14 protein-coding genes are annotated in these 15,263 nt (G+C 74.8%); 5 read left to right on the forward strand and 9 right to left on the reverse strand.

The features are described from left to right. Positions 1-30: 30 nt before the first annotated feature. The 3 genes from ACWCSU_RS43335 to ACWCSU_RS43345 are packed head-to-tail and all read right to left on the reverse strand — an operon-like array spanning position 31 to position 3,010. On the reverse strand, positions 31-723 hold the full coding sequence (locus ACWCSU_RS43335; protein ID WP_357705460.1) for a sigma factor-like helix-turn-helix DNA-binding protein: 693 nt from the start codon (positions 721-723) through the stop codon (positions 31-33). Next, positions 693-1,811 carry a hypothetical protein gene (locus tag ACWCSU_RS43340; RefSeq protein ID WP_449942374.1) on the reverse strand — a complete coding sequence of 373 codons (1,119 nt, stop codon included), beginning with the start codon at positions 1,809-1,811 and terminating at the stop codon, positions 693-695. Before ACWCSU_RS43340 ends, ACWCSU_RS43335 begins: the two co-directional genes overlap by 31 nt. After that, a complete protein-coding gene (locus ACWCSU_RS43345) occupies positions 1,808-3,010 on the reverse strand; it encodes a sensor histidine kinase (RefSeq protein ID WP_449942375.1) in 1,203 nt (400 codons plus the stop codon). Before ACWCSU_RS43345 ends, ACWCSU_RS43340 begins: the two co-directional genes overlap by 4 nt. Positions 3,011-3,294: 284 nt before the next feature. Here ACWCSU_RS43345 and ACWCSU_RS43350 point away from each other — a divergent pair, with 284 nt between their 5' ends. Next, complete coding sequence (locus ACWCSU_RS43350) at positions 3,295-4,059, forward strand: PP2C family protein-serine/threonine phosphatase (protein WP_449942376.1); 765 nt, start codon at positions 3,295-3,297, stop codon at positions 4,057-4,059. Between the two features lie 61 nt (positions 4,060-4,120). Here ACWCSU_RS43350 and ACWCSU_RS43355 read toward each other — a convergent pair whose 3' ends face one another. Further along, positions 4,121-4,654, reverse strand: a complete 534-nt coding sequence (locus tag ACWCSU_RS43355; protein ID WP_449942377.1) for a hypothetical protein — start codon at positions 4,652-4,654, stop codon at positions 4,121-4,123. Between the two features lie 45 nt (positions 4,655-4,699). Here ACWCSU_RS43355 and ACWCSU_RS43360 point away from each other — a divergent pair, with 45 nt between their 5' ends. The 3 genes from ACWCSU_RS43360 to ACWCSU_RS43370 all read left to right on the forward strand — a co-directional run bounded on the left by ACWCSU_RS43360 (position 4,700) and on the right by ACWCSU_RS43370 (position 8,358). Next, positions 4,700-6,304, forward strand: a complete 1,605-nt coding sequence (locus tag ACWCSU_RS43360; RefSeq protein WP_449942378.1) for a PucR family transcriptional regulator — start codon at positions 4,700-4,702, stop codon at positions 6,302-6,304. A 151-nt stretch (positions 6,305-6,455) separates the two neighbouring features. Further along, on the forward strand, positions 6,456-7,826 hold the full coding sequence (locus ACWCSU_RS43365; protein WP_449942379.1) for a diaminopimelate decarboxylase: 1,371 nt from the start codon (positions 6,456-6,458) through the stop codon (positions 7,824-7,826). Positions 7,827-8,010: 184 nt separating this feature from the next. After that, the gene (locus tag ACWCSU_RS43370) at positions 8,011-8,358 is read left to right on the forward strand and encodes a WGxxGxxG family protein (protein ID WP_357705467.1); all 348 of its coding nucleotides are present in this window, start codon (positions 8,011-8,013) and stop codon (positions 8,356-8,358) included. Between the two features lie 131 nt (positions 8,359-8,489). On the opposite strand, the gene ACWCSU_RS43375 is transcribed toward ACWCSU_RS43370, so the two are convergent. Beyond that, positions 8,490-9,257, reverse strand: coding sequence for a putative protein N(5)-glutamine methyltransferase (locus ACWCSU_RS43375; protein WP_449942380.1), 768 nt, complete (start codon positions 9,255-9,257; stop codon positions 8,490-8,492). A gap of 427 nt (positions 9,258-9,684) precedes the next feature. On the opposite strand from ACWCSU_RS43375, the gene ACWCSU_RS43380 reads away from it, so the two are divergent. Next, positions 9,685-11,760 carry a prolyl oligopeptidase family serine peptidase gene (locus ACWCSU_RS43380; RefSeq protein ID WP_449942381.1) on the forward strand — a complete coding sequence of 692 codons (2,076 nt, stop codon included), beginning with the start codon at positions 9,685-9,687 and terminating at the stop codon, positions 11,758-11,760. Positions 11,761-11,797: 37 nt separating this feature from the next. On the opposite strand, the gene ACWCSU_RS43385 is transcribed toward ACWCSU_RS43380, so the two are convergent. The 4 genes from ACWCSU_RS43385 to ACWCSU_RS43400 form a co-directional block, all read right to left on the reverse strand. Then, positions 11,798-12,796 (reverse strand): ArsR/SmtB family transcription factor, encoded by a 999-nt coding sequence (locus tag ACWCSU_RS43385; protein WP_449942382.1) that lies wholly within the window; start codon positions 12,794-12,796, stop codon positions 11,798-11,800. Positions 12,797-12,980: 184 nt separating this feature from the next. Continuing rightward, on the reverse strand, positions 12,981-13,487 hold the full coding sequence (locus tag ACWCSU_RS43390) for a DUF1707 SHOCT-like domain-containing protein (RefSeq protein ID WP_449942383.1): 507 nt from the start codon (positions 13,485-13,487) through the stop codon (positions 12,981-12,983). Further along, positions 13,484-14,287 (reverse strand): ABC transporter permease, encoded by an 804-nt coding sequence (locus ACWCSU_RS43395; protein WP_357705471.1) that lies wholly within the window; start codon positions 14,285-14,287, stop codon positions 13,484-13,486. The genes ACWCSU_RS43390 and ACWCSU_RS43395 overlap by 4 nt, the downstream gene beginning before the upstream one ends. After that, positions 14,284-15,249 (reverse strand): ATP-binding cassette domain-containing protein, encoded by a 966-nt coding sequence (locus ACWCSU_RS43400; RefSeq protein ID WP_449942384.1) that lies wholly within the window; start codon positions 15,247-15,249, stop codon positions 14,284-14,286. Before ACWCSU_RS43400 ends, ACWCSU_RS43395 begins: the two co-directional genes overlap by 4 nt. Positions 15,250-15,263 lie beyond the last annotated feature (14 nt).

The following is a 15,263-nucleotide window of genomic DNA, read 5'->3' on the forward strand; positions in this document are numbered from 1 at the left end:
AGGAAGGGGACCGGTGAAGGGGACCGAGCGTCAGGAGGGCGGGCCCTGGCGGGCGTGGGAGGTGTAGATCCCGACCTCGTCGGGGCGGATCAGGCCGTCCTGGATGGCGCAGATGAGCAGTTTCTCCTTCGTCGGCGCGGGCCGGCCGGCCGCCGCGTACTTGACCCTGGCCCGGTCGATGTACTGACGCACGGTGCGTTCCTTGATGCCCATGCGGGCCGCGACCGACGCCTTCGACATCGACTGGAACCAGAACAGCAGCGCCGCCCGCTCCTTGTCCGAGAGCTGGGGGCGGTGCGGGCCCTCGTCCGTGGCGATGGCCTGGGCCATGGGCAACGTCACGGACGGCCGGTCGGCGGCCACCTCCATGATCGTCTCCAGGCAGGACTCACGGGTGGCACGTCCCTTGCCGATGAACGCCGACGCGCCCGCGTCCAGCACCGCGCGGACGATCTCGGGCTCCTCGTGCTCGGAGAAGACGATCACGCGCTGGCCGTCCGCGCACAGCCCGCCCACCCGGTCGGCGACCATCGTGCCGTTGAGGTTGAGGTCGAGCAGCAGCACGTCGGCGGGCACGCCGCGGACCGACTCGATCGTGGGCCCCTGGGCGACCAGCTCCACGCCGCTGCCCGGCCCGAACCAGGAGCGCACGCCGTCCACCACGACCTGGTGGTCCTCGACCAGGGCGACCGTCACGGGCGCTGCCAGATGCTGTTGACCCATACCTCCCCTCCCTGGCGCTGGTAGGTGACCACGACCCCGCTGGGCTCGCGCACCGGGGTGGGGCTGACCGGCAGGTCGTCGTTGTCGGCGACGACGGCCACGCTCACCATGGCCGACATCGCCGACACGGTGACCCTGGCCCGCGAGCGGGCGCCGTCCAGCGCCAGGACGGGCGCCCTGAGCAGATCCTCCCGCACGCCCTCGGGCAGCGCGGGCAGATTCTCGCCGAACGGCGGCGCGGTCACCAGCACCTGGCGTCGCTCGGCCGCGTCGATGCGCTCGCGCAGGGCGGCCACCAGCGCGTCGGGCACGTCCTCGCGTTCGGTGATCAGGCGGCGCAGCCGCATGGCGCCGGCCGTGCAGTCCTCGCGGACCCGGGGGTCGCCGGGGTCGGCGCCGTCGGCGAGCCGCTGGAGCAGCGACTCGGCCACGTCCCTGATGGCGGCGTACCTGCGGATGCGGTCGGCGTGGATGCTCCTGGCCGACTCCCGCCAGGCGTCGTCGGCGGCGAGCCTGCGGGCCAGCAGCACGGCGTCCTCGGCGCGGGCGCGCAGCAGGGCGCAGCCGGCGGTGTAGCCGAGCTGCATGGTGACGCCGCCGACGATGACCACCAGGTACTTGGCGACCGAGACCCGGTCGAGCGTCCCGGCCACGGCCATCGCGGCCAGCATGACGGCGGCGTTGACGGCGAGGAACGCGCCCAGCTCCGCCCGCCAGCGCGGCCGGTTCCAGGCCAGCATGACGCCCAGCCAGCCGACCGACCCCCATCCCCAGTCGCTGATGCCGAGCAGGTCCTGCGGGCGGCAGGCCACGATCACCGCGACGTCGGCGGCCAGCGCCGCGACGGCCAGGCCGAGGATGCGGTCCGGGCCGCGCGAGGTGCGCGCGAGCGACAGCCCCGCGATCACGCCGACCACCGTGTAGACGCCCCAGGCGGCCCCGGCGAGCGGCGGCCAGCGGAAGGAGCTCCAGCCGGTGACGGTGACGGTGAGGTCGTAGCCGGTGTGCCAGAACCCGGCGATGACGGCCGCGCCGAGCGCGGTGTAGCGGGCGTAGCGCTGGGCGACCTGCTCGATGTCGTCGGTCACGGCCGCCACCACATGCTCACCCGCGTGCCGGTGTCGCCGGAGGAGATCCGGGCGCCGCCGCCGCGCAGCGCGTTCATCGTGTCGAGGATCGAGCCGCGCACGCCGAACCGGTCGGGCGGCAGGCGGTCCTGGTCGAACCCGTGGCCCGCGTCGGCCACCTCCACCCGGACCTCGCCGTCGTGCCCGCTGGAGACCAGGACGGCCTCGGCCACGCCGGCGTGCCGCGCCACGTTGGCCAGGGCCTCGGTGACGGCGCGGGCGAAGTGCTCGGCGACGTCGCCGGGGACGGTCTGCGGGGTCAGCCGGCGGCGTACGTCCAGGCCGGGCACGCGGCCGGCCACCTCGTCGAGCAGGCTGTCCAGGGCGATGGGGGCGGCCTCGGGGCGCGGCCGGTCGCGCAGCTTCTCCAGGGCGGCGAGGTCGGTGCGCACCTGGGCGCGCAGGGTGGACGAGGGCTCGTCGTAGGTGCCGAGGCCGACCATGGTCAGGGTGTGCAGGGCGGTCTCGTGGATGCTGGCGACCTGGCGCAGCTCGTCCTCGCGGCGCAGGCGTTCGACCATGAGGGCGATCTCGGCCCGCGCGCTCCCGCGCAGGAACGCGTCGGCGGAGGCGGCCGAGCGGCGCAACAGCGTCATCAGCATCACGATGGCCAGGAGCTGGACGAGGTGGATGCCCAGCGTGCCGGCCACGTCCTGGGACGGCGCCGCGAGCCGCACCCCGGCCAGGTACGCCCCCGCCACGGCCAGCCCGGCGGGCACGGCGACCCGGGGCCGCCAGGTGACCCCGGTGACGATGATCGTCATGGTGACCATCCCCGCGATCCAGCTCGACCCGGCGTCGAACGCCTGGACGGGCACGAGGTGCCCTTGGGCCAGGCAGGCCGCCACGGTGGTTGCCGCGTCCCCGGCCACCAGCCAGTGCGGCAGCGGCTCCTCGCGGCGCAACCGGCGCAGGTACAGCCCGGTCCACACCAGGCCGGCCGCCAGGACGGGCGCCAGCCACGCGGCCGAGACCGGCGGGACCGCGCCGAGCGCGGCCGAGACCACCGACACCAGGCCGACGGCGCCGCGCGCGCCCGCGGCGGTACGCGCGACGGCCTTGTCCAGCTGCCGGGTCGCGGAGTCGTATCTCGTGTCGAGCCTCTTGAGCGGCCACTTGGGGAGCCACTTGAGCAGACTCGTGGAACCGGGGTGAGCCATGTGCGATCCGCCCGCGAAGAGAGCACAGGACGGATCTCACAATATCGACTTTGAACAGGCTTGTTCCCGTTATGACGGTCAGCTGTTTCCATGGCTCTTCCTCGGGGGCCGGCGGCTCTCCGGGCACGTTCGCCGCCTGCCTCACTGTGGGCCGCGCGGCCCGCGGCGGACATGACGGCTGATCGGCCGTCGTGCCGCCACGACGGCCGATCAGCCGTCAGTCGCATCCGCCGCACAAGGGATGTACTGGACAGGTGTCGTCGCGCGCGACCGGAGGGACGATCATGACTGTTTTCTCGATCTCGATTCTGCTCGGCTGCCTCTCCGTGATGGCGGTACGCGGTCGTCGCGGGGGCTGGCCGCCCGGCATGCCCGCGGCGCGGCCCCGCCTGGTGACCGCGGGCGGCACGTACGACGGCTCGCACGGCCACCCCTCCGACGCCTACGTCGTCCAGGAGCGGCTGATCGCGCTGGCCGACGGCCAGGGCGGCACGGAGGTCGCGCACACGGCGGCGGCCCTGGCCCTGGGCGCCGTGGTCGCCGCCCGCCCGCAGCACACCGTCCGGCGGGACGAGGACATGGACGAGTGCGCCCAGGCCGCCCACCGGGCCGTGCGGCGGGCGGCGGTGCGCACGCCGTCCAGGCCGGCGCTGGTCACGACGATGGACCTGCTGGTGCTCGTCCCCGGCGAGACGCCGTGCCTGCGCTTCGCCCACGTCGGCAACGGCGCGATCTGGCACTGCGCCAAGGGCGGCAAGCCGCGCCGGCTCACCACGTCGCACTCCTTCGACGACGGCCCGCTGCTGCGCGGGATCGGCCTGGCCTCCACGCTGAACCCCGAGCTCGGCACCGTGCCGCTGCGGCCGGGAGACCGCGTGGCCGTCGTCACCGACGGCGTGCTCAAGGCGTTGGGCGAGCACCGCCTGACCGAATTGCTGGCCGTCGGCCCGTCCCCCGCCGCGTGCCTGGACCGGCTGTACGACGAGGTGGCAGCCGCGGCCCCGAAGGACGACGCCACGCTCGTCGTCGCGGACTTCGTCACCGCCTGACCTCCGGCCGTCCCTGGAACGTGCCACCCGGCACAAAGGCGGGGGCCGGGTGGCACGGAGGTCAGGCCAGGCGCTGGTAGAGGCCGTACACGAACAGGGCGCGGCGGGACGTCCCCGCGCAGGTGAAGTCGACCGCCCAGTGGTGGGGGGCCGCCCCCTCGCCCTGGGCGCTCACCGGGAAGCTCGCGCCGACGTCGGCCACGACGCACTCCCACGGGGTCAGGTCCGCGAACGACAGCCGCCGGTCACCGCCGGGCCGCACGAACCACAGGTTCCACACCTCGCCGCCGGGACCGGTCAGCGCCTCGAACTCCAGCTCCGGCCAGGACGGCAGCCGCCAGCGGGTCACGTCGCAGGTCAGGCTGCCGAACGGGGTCGTGCCGGCGTACGCGGGCGGGCCGAGGGCCATCCGCAGCGCGGCCCGGCCCTTGGGCGCGGTCGCGGAGTGGGCCAGCCGGGTCCAGTGGGTGTGGGCGGCGCGCAGCTCGGCGCGGGAGGCGTCCAGGTCGGCCAGCGCCTGTTCCACGCGCTGCGGGTTGAGGTCGCGCATGCGGTGCATCAGGGCCAGCTCGAACTGGCGTACGCCGAATCGCATGGCCCCCAGCCTGCCAGGTGGCGGCACCTGCGTATGCTCCCCGTCATGAACAAACGGGGGCAAATCACCCTCCGCGAGCTGCTCGCCTTCGACGAGGGCGGCGTCCTGCGGCTGCTGCTCGCGCCCTCGGGCCAGGACGTCCACGTGTCCGGGATGATCATCGGCGACGAGGGGCCCGCCCGCTCGTACGCGGGCCGGATCGTGCTGGCCGCCGGGCTGTTCCACTCCACTGGCGCGGCCACGGCCTCCATCCGCGAGGCGGCCCGGCGCGGCGCCGCGGCGGTGGTCGTGCGCGCCGGCGAGGACCTGGCCGACGACGCGCTCGCCGCGGCCGAGCAGGTCGGCATCGCCCTGCTGGCCCGCGCCGAGTGGGCCGACTGGGACGACGTGGCGACCCTGCTGCGCTCGGCCGCCGCCTACGGCGAGGCGGGACGCGGCGACCGCATGGCCGAGGCCACGGCGGGCGGCGGGCTGGCCGCGCTGGCGTCGGTGGTCGCCGAGTTCACCGGCGGCTCGATCACCATCGAGGACACCCAGTTCCGCGTGCTGGCGCACTCGGCCACCGGGCCGGAGGCCGACGAACTGCGCCGCTCCACCATCCTGGGCGGCCGGGTGCCCGACTGGCGGGTGGACGAGCTGCGGCGCAGCGGCCTGCTGCGCACCCTGTGGTCCTCCGGCGAGGTGATCCACCGGCCCGCCGACGGCGGCACCCCCGAGCGGCTGATCATCGCCATCCGGAGCGGCCGGGAGATGCTGGGCTCGATCTGGGCCGCCGCCGACGGCCGCAGCCTGTCGCCCAACGCGGCCAGCGCGCTGAGCCGGGCAGCGGAGGTGGCGGTGCCGTACCTGGTGCAGCACCGGCTGCGGGAGAGCGGCGCGCGGCTGCGCGAGGAGCACGCGCTGCGCGGCCTGCTGACCGGCGAGGGCGACATGAGCACCCACGCCTGGACCCTCGGCCTGCCGCCCGACCAGCGCTGCGCCGTCGTGATCGCCGAGGCCGGCCCCGACGGCGAGGGCGCGGCGGCCCGGGGGGCGGCCGGTGAGCGGGTGCTGGAGGTGCTCGCGCTGCACGCCGCCTCCTACCGCCCGGGAGTGCGGGTGCTGCGGGAGACCGGGCGGGTGCTGGCGCTGGTGCCGGTGCGCGGCGGCGACGAGCGGGACGTGCCCGGACTGGCCCGCGAGCTGGACGGGCTGGCCGCCTCGACGCCGGGTGCCGCCCCGGTGTGGGCGGGGGCGGGCTCGGTGGCCGCCTCGCCGCTGGTCGCGTCGGGCTCACGGGAGGAGGCCGACCTGGTCGTCCGGGTCCTGCGCGCCCGCGCCGCCGGCCCGCGCCACGCCCTGGCCGCCGACCTCGGCCCCGCCCTGGACGTGCTGCGCGTGCTGGACGCCGTCCGCCCGGTGTGGGAGCGCGGCAGCGGCCCGGTGTACGACCTGGTGCGCAGCGACCTGGCCGCGGGCGGCGAGCTGGTCCGCTCGATCGCCGCCTACCTCGACGCCGCCGGGGACGTCGGCCGGGCCGCCCGCCGGCTGGTCCTGCACCCGAACACCCTGCGCTACCGGCTGCGCCGCGTCCGCGAGCGCTTCGGCGTGGACCTCGACGATCCCGACACCCGCCTCCTGCTGACCCTCGCCGTCCGCCTGGCGGGCTGACCTGGGGTTCCGGCTTTACCTTGGCCGGACGGACAAAGCCGGAGGCGGGCTTTGGCCCACCGGATGAAGACGCAGCCTGCGGTCATGCCCGAATCTCGTCTGGCCCCCCTCCGAAACTCTCTCTTTCCCGATGCACCCAGGAGCCTTGGACGTGATCCAGAGCAGTGCCACGCTCGCGCCCGCCCCTGCCCGCGGCACCACCGCCGAACGCGCCGCCCACGTGCTGCGCCACGCCGTGCGCGCCGGCGCGCTCGGCCCCGGCGAGCCCGTCGCCGGGTTCCTCGACACCGCCGGCGTGCGGGACTCGGTCAGGGCCCTGCACGAGGCGTTCGGCGAGGTTCCGGACGTGCTGCACACCTTCGCCGCCAAGGCCGCGTCGCTGATCCCCGTCCTGCGGCTGCTGGCCGCGTCGGGCATGGGGTGCGAGGTCGCCAGCCCCGGCGAGCTGCGGATCGCGCTGGACGCCGGGTTCGCGCCGGGCACGATCGTCTTCGACTCCCCCGCCAAGACCCGCGAGGAGCTGCGCCAGGCCCTCTCGCTGGGCGTCGCGGTCAACGCCGACAGCCTCGACGAGCTGCGCCGCATCGACGAGCTGCGCGCGCCGGACTCCTCCTCGGTGCTGGGCCTTCGGGTGAACCCGCAGGTCGGCACCGGGACGATCGGCGCGATGAGCACCGCGACCGCCACCTCCAAGTTCGGCGTCGCGCTGCGCGACCCCGGGGCGCGCGAGGCCGTCGTCCGCGCCTTCGCCGAACGGCCCTGGCTGACCCGCCTGCACGCGCACGTCGGCTCCCAGGGGTGCCCGCTGGAGCTGATCGCGGCGGGCATCGCCGAGACGTACCGGCTGGCCGAGGAGATCAACGCGACGATCGGCGCGCGGCAGATCACCAGCATCGACATCGGCGGCGGCCTTCCGGTGAACTTCGACGACGACGAGGTGACCCCCACCTACGCCGACTACGTCGCCACGCTGCGCGCGGCCGTCCCCGGGCTGTTCGACGGCCGGTACGCGCTGGTCACCGAGTTCGGCCGGTCGCTGCTGGCCAAGAACGGCTTCGTCGCGGCGCTGGTGGAGTACACCAAGGACGCGGGCGGGCGGCGGGTGGCGATCACCCACGCGGGCGCGCAGGTGGCCACCCGCACGGTGCTCATGCCGGACGCCTGGCCGCTGCGGGTCGGCGCGCACGGCCCGGCGGGCGACCCCAAGGACGGCCCCCTCCTCGCCCAGGACGTCGCGGGCCCGTGCTGCTTCGCCGGCGACGTGGTCGCGCACGCCAGGGAGCTGCCGGAGCTGGCCGAGGGCGACATCGTCGTGCTGTACGACACCGGCGCCTACTACTTCTCCACCCCGTGGGCCTACAACAGCCTGCCCTATCCGGCCGTGCACGGCTTCACCGTCACGGCGGACGGCGACGTGCGGCTGAGCGAGGTCCGCCCGGCGCAGACCCTGGACGAGATCGCGGCCTCCAGCGGGCTCGCGCAGGCCGACGCGCTCACCGGCCTCCTGGCGGCCATCGGCTGACGCCTCGCGTCCCGAATGCGGCGGTATGCCCCGGTTTAAGGGGATTGTTTTCGCGGGTGAGGGTATGTCTACCGGCGAGTATGGAGTTCTCGCTCCATTTCGGGGGAACCTTCCGGGCCGTCGCCCGGGAGGCGCGACAGGCGGCCTCTCCGCCTTGAGAGCCGCCGGATCCGGGGGAACCCACATGCGCAAGACGCTCACCGGCCTGGGGATGGCATTCTGCTTGGCGCTGGCCCCGGCCGCCACCGCTGTGGCGGACACGCCCGTCGTCCAGAGCCAGGCGACGCCGAGCCCGCAACCGACCGAGACCAGACACGAAGAGGGCGGCGGCAACGGCGGTCTGTGGGGCCTGCTGGGGCTGCTCGGCCTGCTGGGGCTGGCCGGCCTGCGCAAGGGCCGCAACCCGGTGGGGACGGCTGAGCACATGTCCACCACCACCCGCACCACCGGCACGACGGGGACCACCGGCACGACCGGCACCACCGGCACGACGGGGACCACCGCCAACCCCACTCGCCCGCAGCGTCCGTAAGGAAGGACGCGGGCGGTGCCCGGCACGCTCCGGCGCGCCGGGCACCGCGCTGCCCGCGACGACGTCTCCCCGCCGGCACCCGCCAGAGCCCTTCAGGCGGGACGGGTACCGACGACTTCCGCCAGGACCCTTCAAGCGGGACGGGTGCCGACGACGGCGGTGGCGTCCAGCTCCTCCGAGACCGTGGCGCGCGCCGAGAGCCCGGCGGCCACGGCGGCCTCGACGGTGGCCGCGGCCTGCCGTTCGCTGGTCTCCACCAGCAGGTGACCGCCCGGCGCGAGCCAGCCGGACGCCCCCGCGATCACCCGGCGCACGACGTCGAGCCCGTCGTCGCCGCCGTCGAGCGCCATCAGCGGCTCGTGCAGACGGGCCTCGGGCGGCAGCAGGCCGACCGACTCGGTGGGCACGTAGGGCGGGCTGGCGATCAGGATGCCGACGCGGCCGCGCAGCGAGGCGGGCAGGGCGTCGTACAGGTCGCCCTGGTGGACGTGGCCGCCGGGCAGGTTGCGCCGGGCGCAGCGCACGGCGGCGGGATCGAGGTCGGCCGCGTGCACCTCGGCCTCCCCCAGCGCGGCCGCGACCGCGGCCGCCATCGCGCCCGTGCCGCAGCACAGGTCGAGGACGACGGGCGGACGGCCGATCCGGCGGGCCAGCGCGACGGCCTGACGGATGAGGAACTCGGTGCGCGGACGCGGCACGAACACGCCGGGCTCGACGGCGACGCGCAGCCCGCAGAACCGCGCCCAGCCCAGGACGTGCTCAAGCGGCAGCCCGCCGGCCCGGCGCTCGACCATCTCCGCCAGCTCGGCGGCGGTACGCGCGGTGGAGACCAGCAGTTCGGCCTCGTCCTCGGCGAAGACGCAGCCGGCGGCGCGCAGCCGGGAGACGACGGCGGACATGGGAATCGGGGAGGAGTGCATGGGGATCGGGGAGGGATGCATGGGGAGCCTTTCGGGATGCCGATGGGCGCTCCCCGCGGTCACCTGGCCCCGGCGGGCCGCACGTGTGCCGGAAGGGAGCCCCAGCCTGACGAAGCGGTAATGGGTCTCACCTCCCAAGGACGATCTCGGCCAGAGACCGTCACAGTACCAGAGCCGATTTCGCGGAAACGTGGGGGCCTCCCGGGGATCCACCCGCTCGATGATCATGCAGTAGAATGCTTCTGAGCTCGACCGCAGGCATCGTCCCGGCGAGCGGGAAGCGGCAGCGGGAGTCGCACGACAGCATCCCGCCGATCATCTGACACAGACGAAGCGCACACCGCCATGGTGTGCGCTTTTTGCTGTGCCCGAAAACCGGACCGCAGTGAGAGGAAACCAGGCACACATGCAGCACCACGACGACGACAAGATCAGCCTGCCCCGGCAGTTCGCCCGCACCCGGCGGTTCACCCTGGGCGCCCCCTCGGCCTTCACCGTCTCCGCGGACGGCTCCTTCGTGCTGTTCCTGCGCAGCCGCGCCGGCGACGACCCGGTCACCTGCCTGTGGGCCCTGGACGCCACCTCCGGCCGGGAGCGGCTGCTCGCCGACCCCGCCCCGCTGACCGGCGGCCGTGCCCACGGGATCGCCTCCTACGCCACGGACGACGCGGCGTCCCTGGCGGTGTTCACCCTGGCGGGCGGGCTGTGGGCGGTGGACGTCGCCACCGGCGTCGCCCGCGCGCTGCCGGTGCCCACCGGGGCCCGCGACCCGCGCCCCGACCCGTCCGGGCGGCTGGTCGCCTACCTCTCCGGCGGCGCGCTGCGGGTGATCGGCGCCGACGGCGCGGACGACCGCGCCGTGGCCGAGCCCGACGGGCCGGACGTGCGGTTCGGCGTCGCCGAGTACGCCGCGTCCGGCTCCATGGGACGCTCCCGGGGCCACTGGTGGTCCCCCGACGGCGCCCGCCTGCTGACGACCCGGGTGGACGAGTCCCGCGTCGCGCTCTGGCACGTGGGCGACCCCGCCGAACCCGCGCGCCCGCCCCGTGCCGTGCGGTACCCGGCGGCCGGCACCGCCAACGCCGACGTCACCCTCTGGATGGCCCGCCCGGACGGGGAACGCGTGGAGGTCTCCTGGGACCGGACCGCCTTCGAGTACGTGACGGCGGCCGGCTGGGACGCCCACGGCCCCTACCTGTCGGTGCAGAGCCGGGACCAGCGGACGGTCCGGGTGCTGGCCGCCGACCCGGACTCCGGCCGGACCCGGCTGCTGGCCGAGCAGCACGATGCGCGCTGGGTCCAGCTCGTCCCGGGCACGCCCGCCCGTACGGGCTCCGGCCGCCTGGTCGCCCACGCCGACCTGGACGGCACCCGGCGGCTCACCGTCGGCGGCGTCCCGGTCACGCCGCCCGGTCTGCAGCTGGAGGCGGTCCTCGGCGTGGACGGCGACGACGTGCTCTTCACCGCCTCCGACGACCCCGTCCAGACGCACCTGTGGCTGCACACCCCGGCGACGGGCGTCCGGCGGCTCAGCGTCGCACCGGGCGTGCACGGCGGGACGCGGCGAGCGGGCACCCTCGTCCACGTCACCCGCACCGCCGAGCACCCGGGCGAACGCACCCACGTGATCCGCCAGGACCCGCCCGCCGCGGCGTCGCAGGCCGGACAGGCTGGGATCGAGGTGGTGTCCGTGGCGCAGCGGCCCGTGTTGACGCTGCGCCGCCTGTCGCTCGTCACCACCCGGCGCGAACTGCGCAGCCACCTGCACCTGCCCTCCTGGCACCGCCCCGGCGACCCGGCGCTGCCCGTCCTGCTGGACCCGTACGCGGGGCCGGCCGCGCGCCGCGTCACCGACGAGCAGGCGCCGATGATGTTCGTCTCGCAGTGGTTCGCCGAGCAGGGGTTCGCCGTCCTGGTCACCGACGGGGCCGGCACGCCGGGCCGCGGCCCCGACTGGGAGCGCGAGGTGCACGGCGACATGTTCGGCCCCGTGCTGGAGGACCAGGTGGCCGCCCTGCACGCGGTCGCCGAGCGCCACCCCGGGCTGGACCTGCGCCGGGTCGCCATACGCGGCTGGTCGTACGCGGGCACGCTGGCCGTCATGGCGGTGCTGCGCCGTCCCGACGTCTTCCACGCCGCCGTCGCCGGGGCCGCCCCGAGCGAGCAGCGCCTGTACGACACCCACTGGCGCGAACGCTTCCTCGGCCACCCCGACCGCCACCCCGAGCGCTACGACGCCTGCTCGACGCTGGTCGAGGCGCACACCCTGTCCCGGCCCCTGCAACTCGCCCACGGCCTGTCCGACGACAACGTGTTCCCGGCGGGCACGCTGCGCCTGTCGTCCGCACTGCTGGCCGCGGGACGCCCGCACGAGGTGCTTCCGCTGTCCGGCGCCTCCCACGCCCCGACCTCCGACGAGGACGTGTTCGAGGGCCTGCTCCTCCTCCAGCTCGACTTCCTGCGCCGGCACCTGACCCCGTAGCCCGCCGAGCCCCGCTTTGCGCGGGCCGGCTGTGCCGTCAGAAGGGGGTTCGGCCGGTGAGCAGGCCCGCGCCCAGGTGGGTGAGCTGGTGGATGACCATGTTGGCATGCCGGGTGCTGGCGATCAGGCCCGCGCGGTGCAGCACCTGGGCGTGGGCGCTGGCCGACGACAGCGAGGTGCCGGTACGGCGGGCCAGCTCGCTGGTGGTGCAGCCGGTGGTGGCGGCGACGCAGCGCAGGATGCGGGCCCGGTTGGCCCCGAGGAGGTCGGGCAGCGGGTCGCCGGGGCCGGGTTCGGGGGCGCGGCGCGGGGCCGGGAAGATCAGGACGGGAGGCAGGCTGGGGTCGGCCAGCGCGACCGGGGTGCAACGGCAGAAGTAGGACGGGATCAGGGTCAGTCCCCGGCCGCCGAGGTGGATCTCGTAGCGTCCGGGGGCGTAGTCGGTCTCCAGGACGGGCGGCCGCCAGCGGGTGCTCGGCGTGAGGGCGGAGAGCATGGCGTCCACGCCCTGGTCGGTGAGCAGCCGGGTGAGCCTGGCGCGTTCGCGGCCGAGCGCGCGTTCCATCGTGGCGCGGTGGGGGTCGAAGGCGACCTCGCAGTAGCGGCCGGCCAGGTGGGCCAGGTGGCGGAGCGCACGCCGGTGGCCGCGGGCCAGGCCGTCGAGGGCGGCGGGCAGGCTGACGTGCCGGCGCAACCGGTCGATCTCGTGGCGCACCCGGACGGCCGGGGTGTCGGCCAGCACCTCGACGCCGTTCCGCAACCCCGCCTGGGCCTCGTACGGGGTCAGGAAGTCGGGGAAGTAGGCCTTGATCGGCATCAGCGGGACCAGCGTCTCGCGCACCGGCCGCAGCAGCCCCGATCCGGACAGGTCGGCACGCGCCCGCCGCCGCCAGGCCGCCATGTCCTGGCCGCCGCCGGGCCGCTGCAGCACGTGCAGGCTCATGGCCATCTCCCACAGCTCGTCGACGCGGGAGGCGATGCGCACCCGGGCCAGGTCCTCCCCGGTGAAGATGATCTTCAACGTTCCCCTGGTCATGCCGGCATCCTCACCCGACCGGCTGGCAGCACGATCACCATCCGATTGACGGGCCACGACCCGCGTGTTCCGGCCCGGCCCCATCCCTGGCGGGCGGACCGGCCCGGCCGGCTTCCACGGCCGAGGCGGGCACGGCCGGTCCGCCATGCTCACCGCGACGGGCATGGCGGACGCCCGGCCTGGGTCATCGGCGGGCGGGGCGGATGACGAGGCGGCCGTGGGGAAGGTCGCCGGTCACCTGGACGTGCGGATGACCGGGGTTCGGGCGGCCGGGGACCTTGCAGGTCACGCGCCCCCATTCGGAACGCACCCCGTCGGTGTTCGCCGTGGCGCCCACCGGCAGGATGATCGTGGCGCTGCCGTAGGCCAGCTGGAGTTCGAGGTCGATCCGCGCGTACGGGACGTGGGCCCGCGACAGGTCGAGCCGCACCTTGCCGTACTTGGAGTCGACGCGCAGCCGTCGCGGGACCTCCCAGTCGCCGGTGCGTGTGACGCTGCCGCCGGTGGAGGACAGATGGACCGCCTCGTCCGGCAGGTCGCCGACGATCGGCGCCAGCTCGTGGGAGGAGGTGGCGGTGAGCGCCAGTTCGAGCCGGCGTTCCAGCTCGGCGGGGTCGAGCCGGCCGTCCGCGTACGCCTGTTGGACCAGCTCGACCGCCCGCTCGCGGTCAGCGCCCGAGACTGTGTTCATCGGCTGACGGCCCTCTTGTACAGCCGCGTCGCCAGCGGCACGAACACGACCAGGAGCAGGACCGACCACAGCAGCGACACCGGCACGGCGTGCCGCAGCGGCCAGGCGCCGGGCTGGGGCAGGGCGGCGCTGGTGTTGCCGAACAGCTCACGCGCGGCCTGGACGAGCGTGGAGACCGGGTTCCATTCGGCGATCGGCCGCAGCGGGCCGGGCAGGCGCGAGCTGTCGGCGAACGCGTTGGACAGGAAGACCAGCGGCAACGACGTCAGCGTGGCGATGTTGTTGAACACCTCGGGCGTGCGCAGGGCCAGCGCGACCGTGGCCGTCACCCAGGAGAAGGCGTAGGCGAACAGCAGCAGCATCGCGAACCCGAGGGCCGCCTGCGCCGGTGAGCTGTGGACGCGCCAGCCGACCAGCAGGCCGACGAGCGCCATGGTGGCGATGCTGGTGACGTTCATGATGACGTCGCTGAGGGTCTGGCCGGTGAGCACCGCCGTCGGGGACATCGGCAGGGTGCGGAACCGGTCGAAGATGCCCTTCTGCAGGTCCTGGGTCAGCGTGTAGCCGGTGATCTGCGCGCTGGTGACGATCGTCATGACGAAGATCCCGGGGAGCAGGTACTCGCCGTAGGACATGCCGGGCAGCTCGATCATGCTGCCGAAGACGTAGGTGAACAGCACCACGAACACGATGGGCAGCATGATCACGCCACCCAGCAGGTCGGGGGCTCTGCGGATCTTCAGCGCGTTGCGCTTGGCGATGGTCAGGCCGTCGGCGGCGGCCAGCTGGAGGGCGTTCATCGGACGGTCTCCTTGGTCTTCTCGTCGGCCTGGCGTCCCGTGAGGGTGAGGAACACGTCGTCGAGGGTGGGCCGGCGCAGCCCGGCGTCGCGGACGGCGATCCGCTCGGCGGCCAGGTGGCCGAGCGCCTGGGTCAGCGCGGCCGCGCCGCCGGTCACCGGGATCGTCATCCGCAGCGCGGCGGCGTCGATCTGCACGTCCCCCAGGGCCAGCGGCGCCAGGGCGCGGGCGGCGGTCTCCAGGTTCGCCGCGCTGGTCACCGAGACCTGGATGCGGTCGCCGCCGACCTGGTCCTTCAGCTCCTCGGCCGTGCCTCGCGCGATCACCCGCCCCTGGTCGACCACCGCGATGCGGTCGGCCAGCCGGTCGGCCTCCTCCAGGTACTGGGTGGTCAGCAGGACGGTGGTGCCCTCCCGGACGAGCTCGGCGATGACGTCCCACAGGCTGATCCGGGCGCGCGGGTCGAGGCCGGTGGTGGGCTCGTCCAGGAAGAGCACGGGCGGGTTGGCGACCAGCGCGCCGGCCAGGTCGAGGCGGCGGCGCATGCCGCCGGAGTAGCCGCGCACCGGGCGGTCGGCGGCGTCGGCGAGGTCGAAGCGCTCCAGCAGCTCGCGGGCGCGCTCGCGGCTGGGCCTGGTGCCCAGGTGGTAGAGGCGGCCGACCATCTCCAGGTTCTCGGCGCCGGTCAAGTGGTCGTCGACGGCGGCGTACTGGCCGGAGGCGCCGATGCGGGCGCGCAGCCGGTGGGCGTCGCGCACGACGTCGAGCCCGGCCACGGTGGCGTGGCCGGCGTCCGGCCGCAGGAGCGTGGTGAGGATCCTCACCGTGGTGGTCTTGCCGGCGCCGTTGGGGCCCAGCAGGCCCAGCACCGTCCCTTCGGGGACGGTCAGGTCCATCCCGTCGAGGGCGGCCACGTCGCCGTATCTCTTGGTCAGTCCTTCGGCCACGATCGCGTCAGGCATGTCGGTCTCCTAGC

It is taken from the genome of Nonomuraea sp. NPDC001699, from assembly GCF_053596455.1.

Excerpts from the sequence above, each read along its gene's own strand:
- ACWCSU_RS43335 (WP_357705460.1), bottom strand. The coding sequence starts at position 723 with ATGGGTCAACAGCATCTGGCAGCGCCCGTGACGGTCGCCCTGGTCGAG.
- ACWCSU_RS43345 (WP_449942375.1), bottom strand. The coding sequence starts at position 3,010 with ATGGCTCACCCCGGTTCCACGAGTCTGCTCAAGTGGCTCCCCAAGTGG.
- ACWCSU_RS43350 (WP_449942376.1), top strand. The coding sequence starts at position 3,295 with ATGACTGTTTTCTCGATCTCGATTCTGCTCGGCTGCCTCTCCGTGATG.
- ACWCSU_RS43355 (WP_449942377.1), bottom strand. The coding sequence starts at position 4,654 with ATGCGATTCGGCGTACGCCAGTTCGAGCTGGCCCTGATGCACCGCATG.
- ACWCSU_RS43360 (WP_449942378.1), top strand. The coding sequence starts at position 4,700 with ATGAACAAACGGGGGCAAATCACCCTCCGCGAGCTGCTCGCCTTCGAC.
- ACWCSU_RS43370 (WP_357705467.1), top strand. The coding sequence starts at position 8,011 with ATGCGCAAGACGCTCACCGGCCTGGGGATGGCATTCTGCTTGGCGCTG.
- ACWCSU_RS43375 (WP_449942380.1), bottom strand. The coding sequence starts at position 9,257 with ATGTCCGCCGTCGTCTCCCGGCTGCGCGCCGCCGGCTGCGTCTTCGCC.
- ACWCSU_RS43380 (WP_449942381.1), top strand. The coding sequence starts at position 9,685 with ATGCAGCACCACGACGACGACAAGATCAGCCTGCCCCGGCAGTTCGCC.
- ACWCSU_RS43385 (WP_449942382.1), bottom strand. The coding sequence starts at position 12,796 with ATGACCAGGGGAACGTTGAAGATCATCTTCACCGGGGAGGACCTGGCC.
- ACWCSU_RS43390 (WP_449942383.1), bottom strand. The coding sequence starts at position 13,487 with ATGAACACAGTCTCGGGCGCTGACCGCGAGCGGGCGGTCGAGCTGGTC.
- ACWCSU_RS43395 (WP_357705471.1), bottom strand. The coding sequence starts at position 14,287 with ATGAACGCCCTCCAGCTGGCCGCCGCCGACGGCCTGACCATCGCCAAG.
- ACWCSU_RS43400 (WP_449942384.1), bottom strand. The coding sequence starts at position 15,249 with ATGCCTGACGCGATCGTGGCCGAAGGACTGACCAAGAGATACGGCGAC.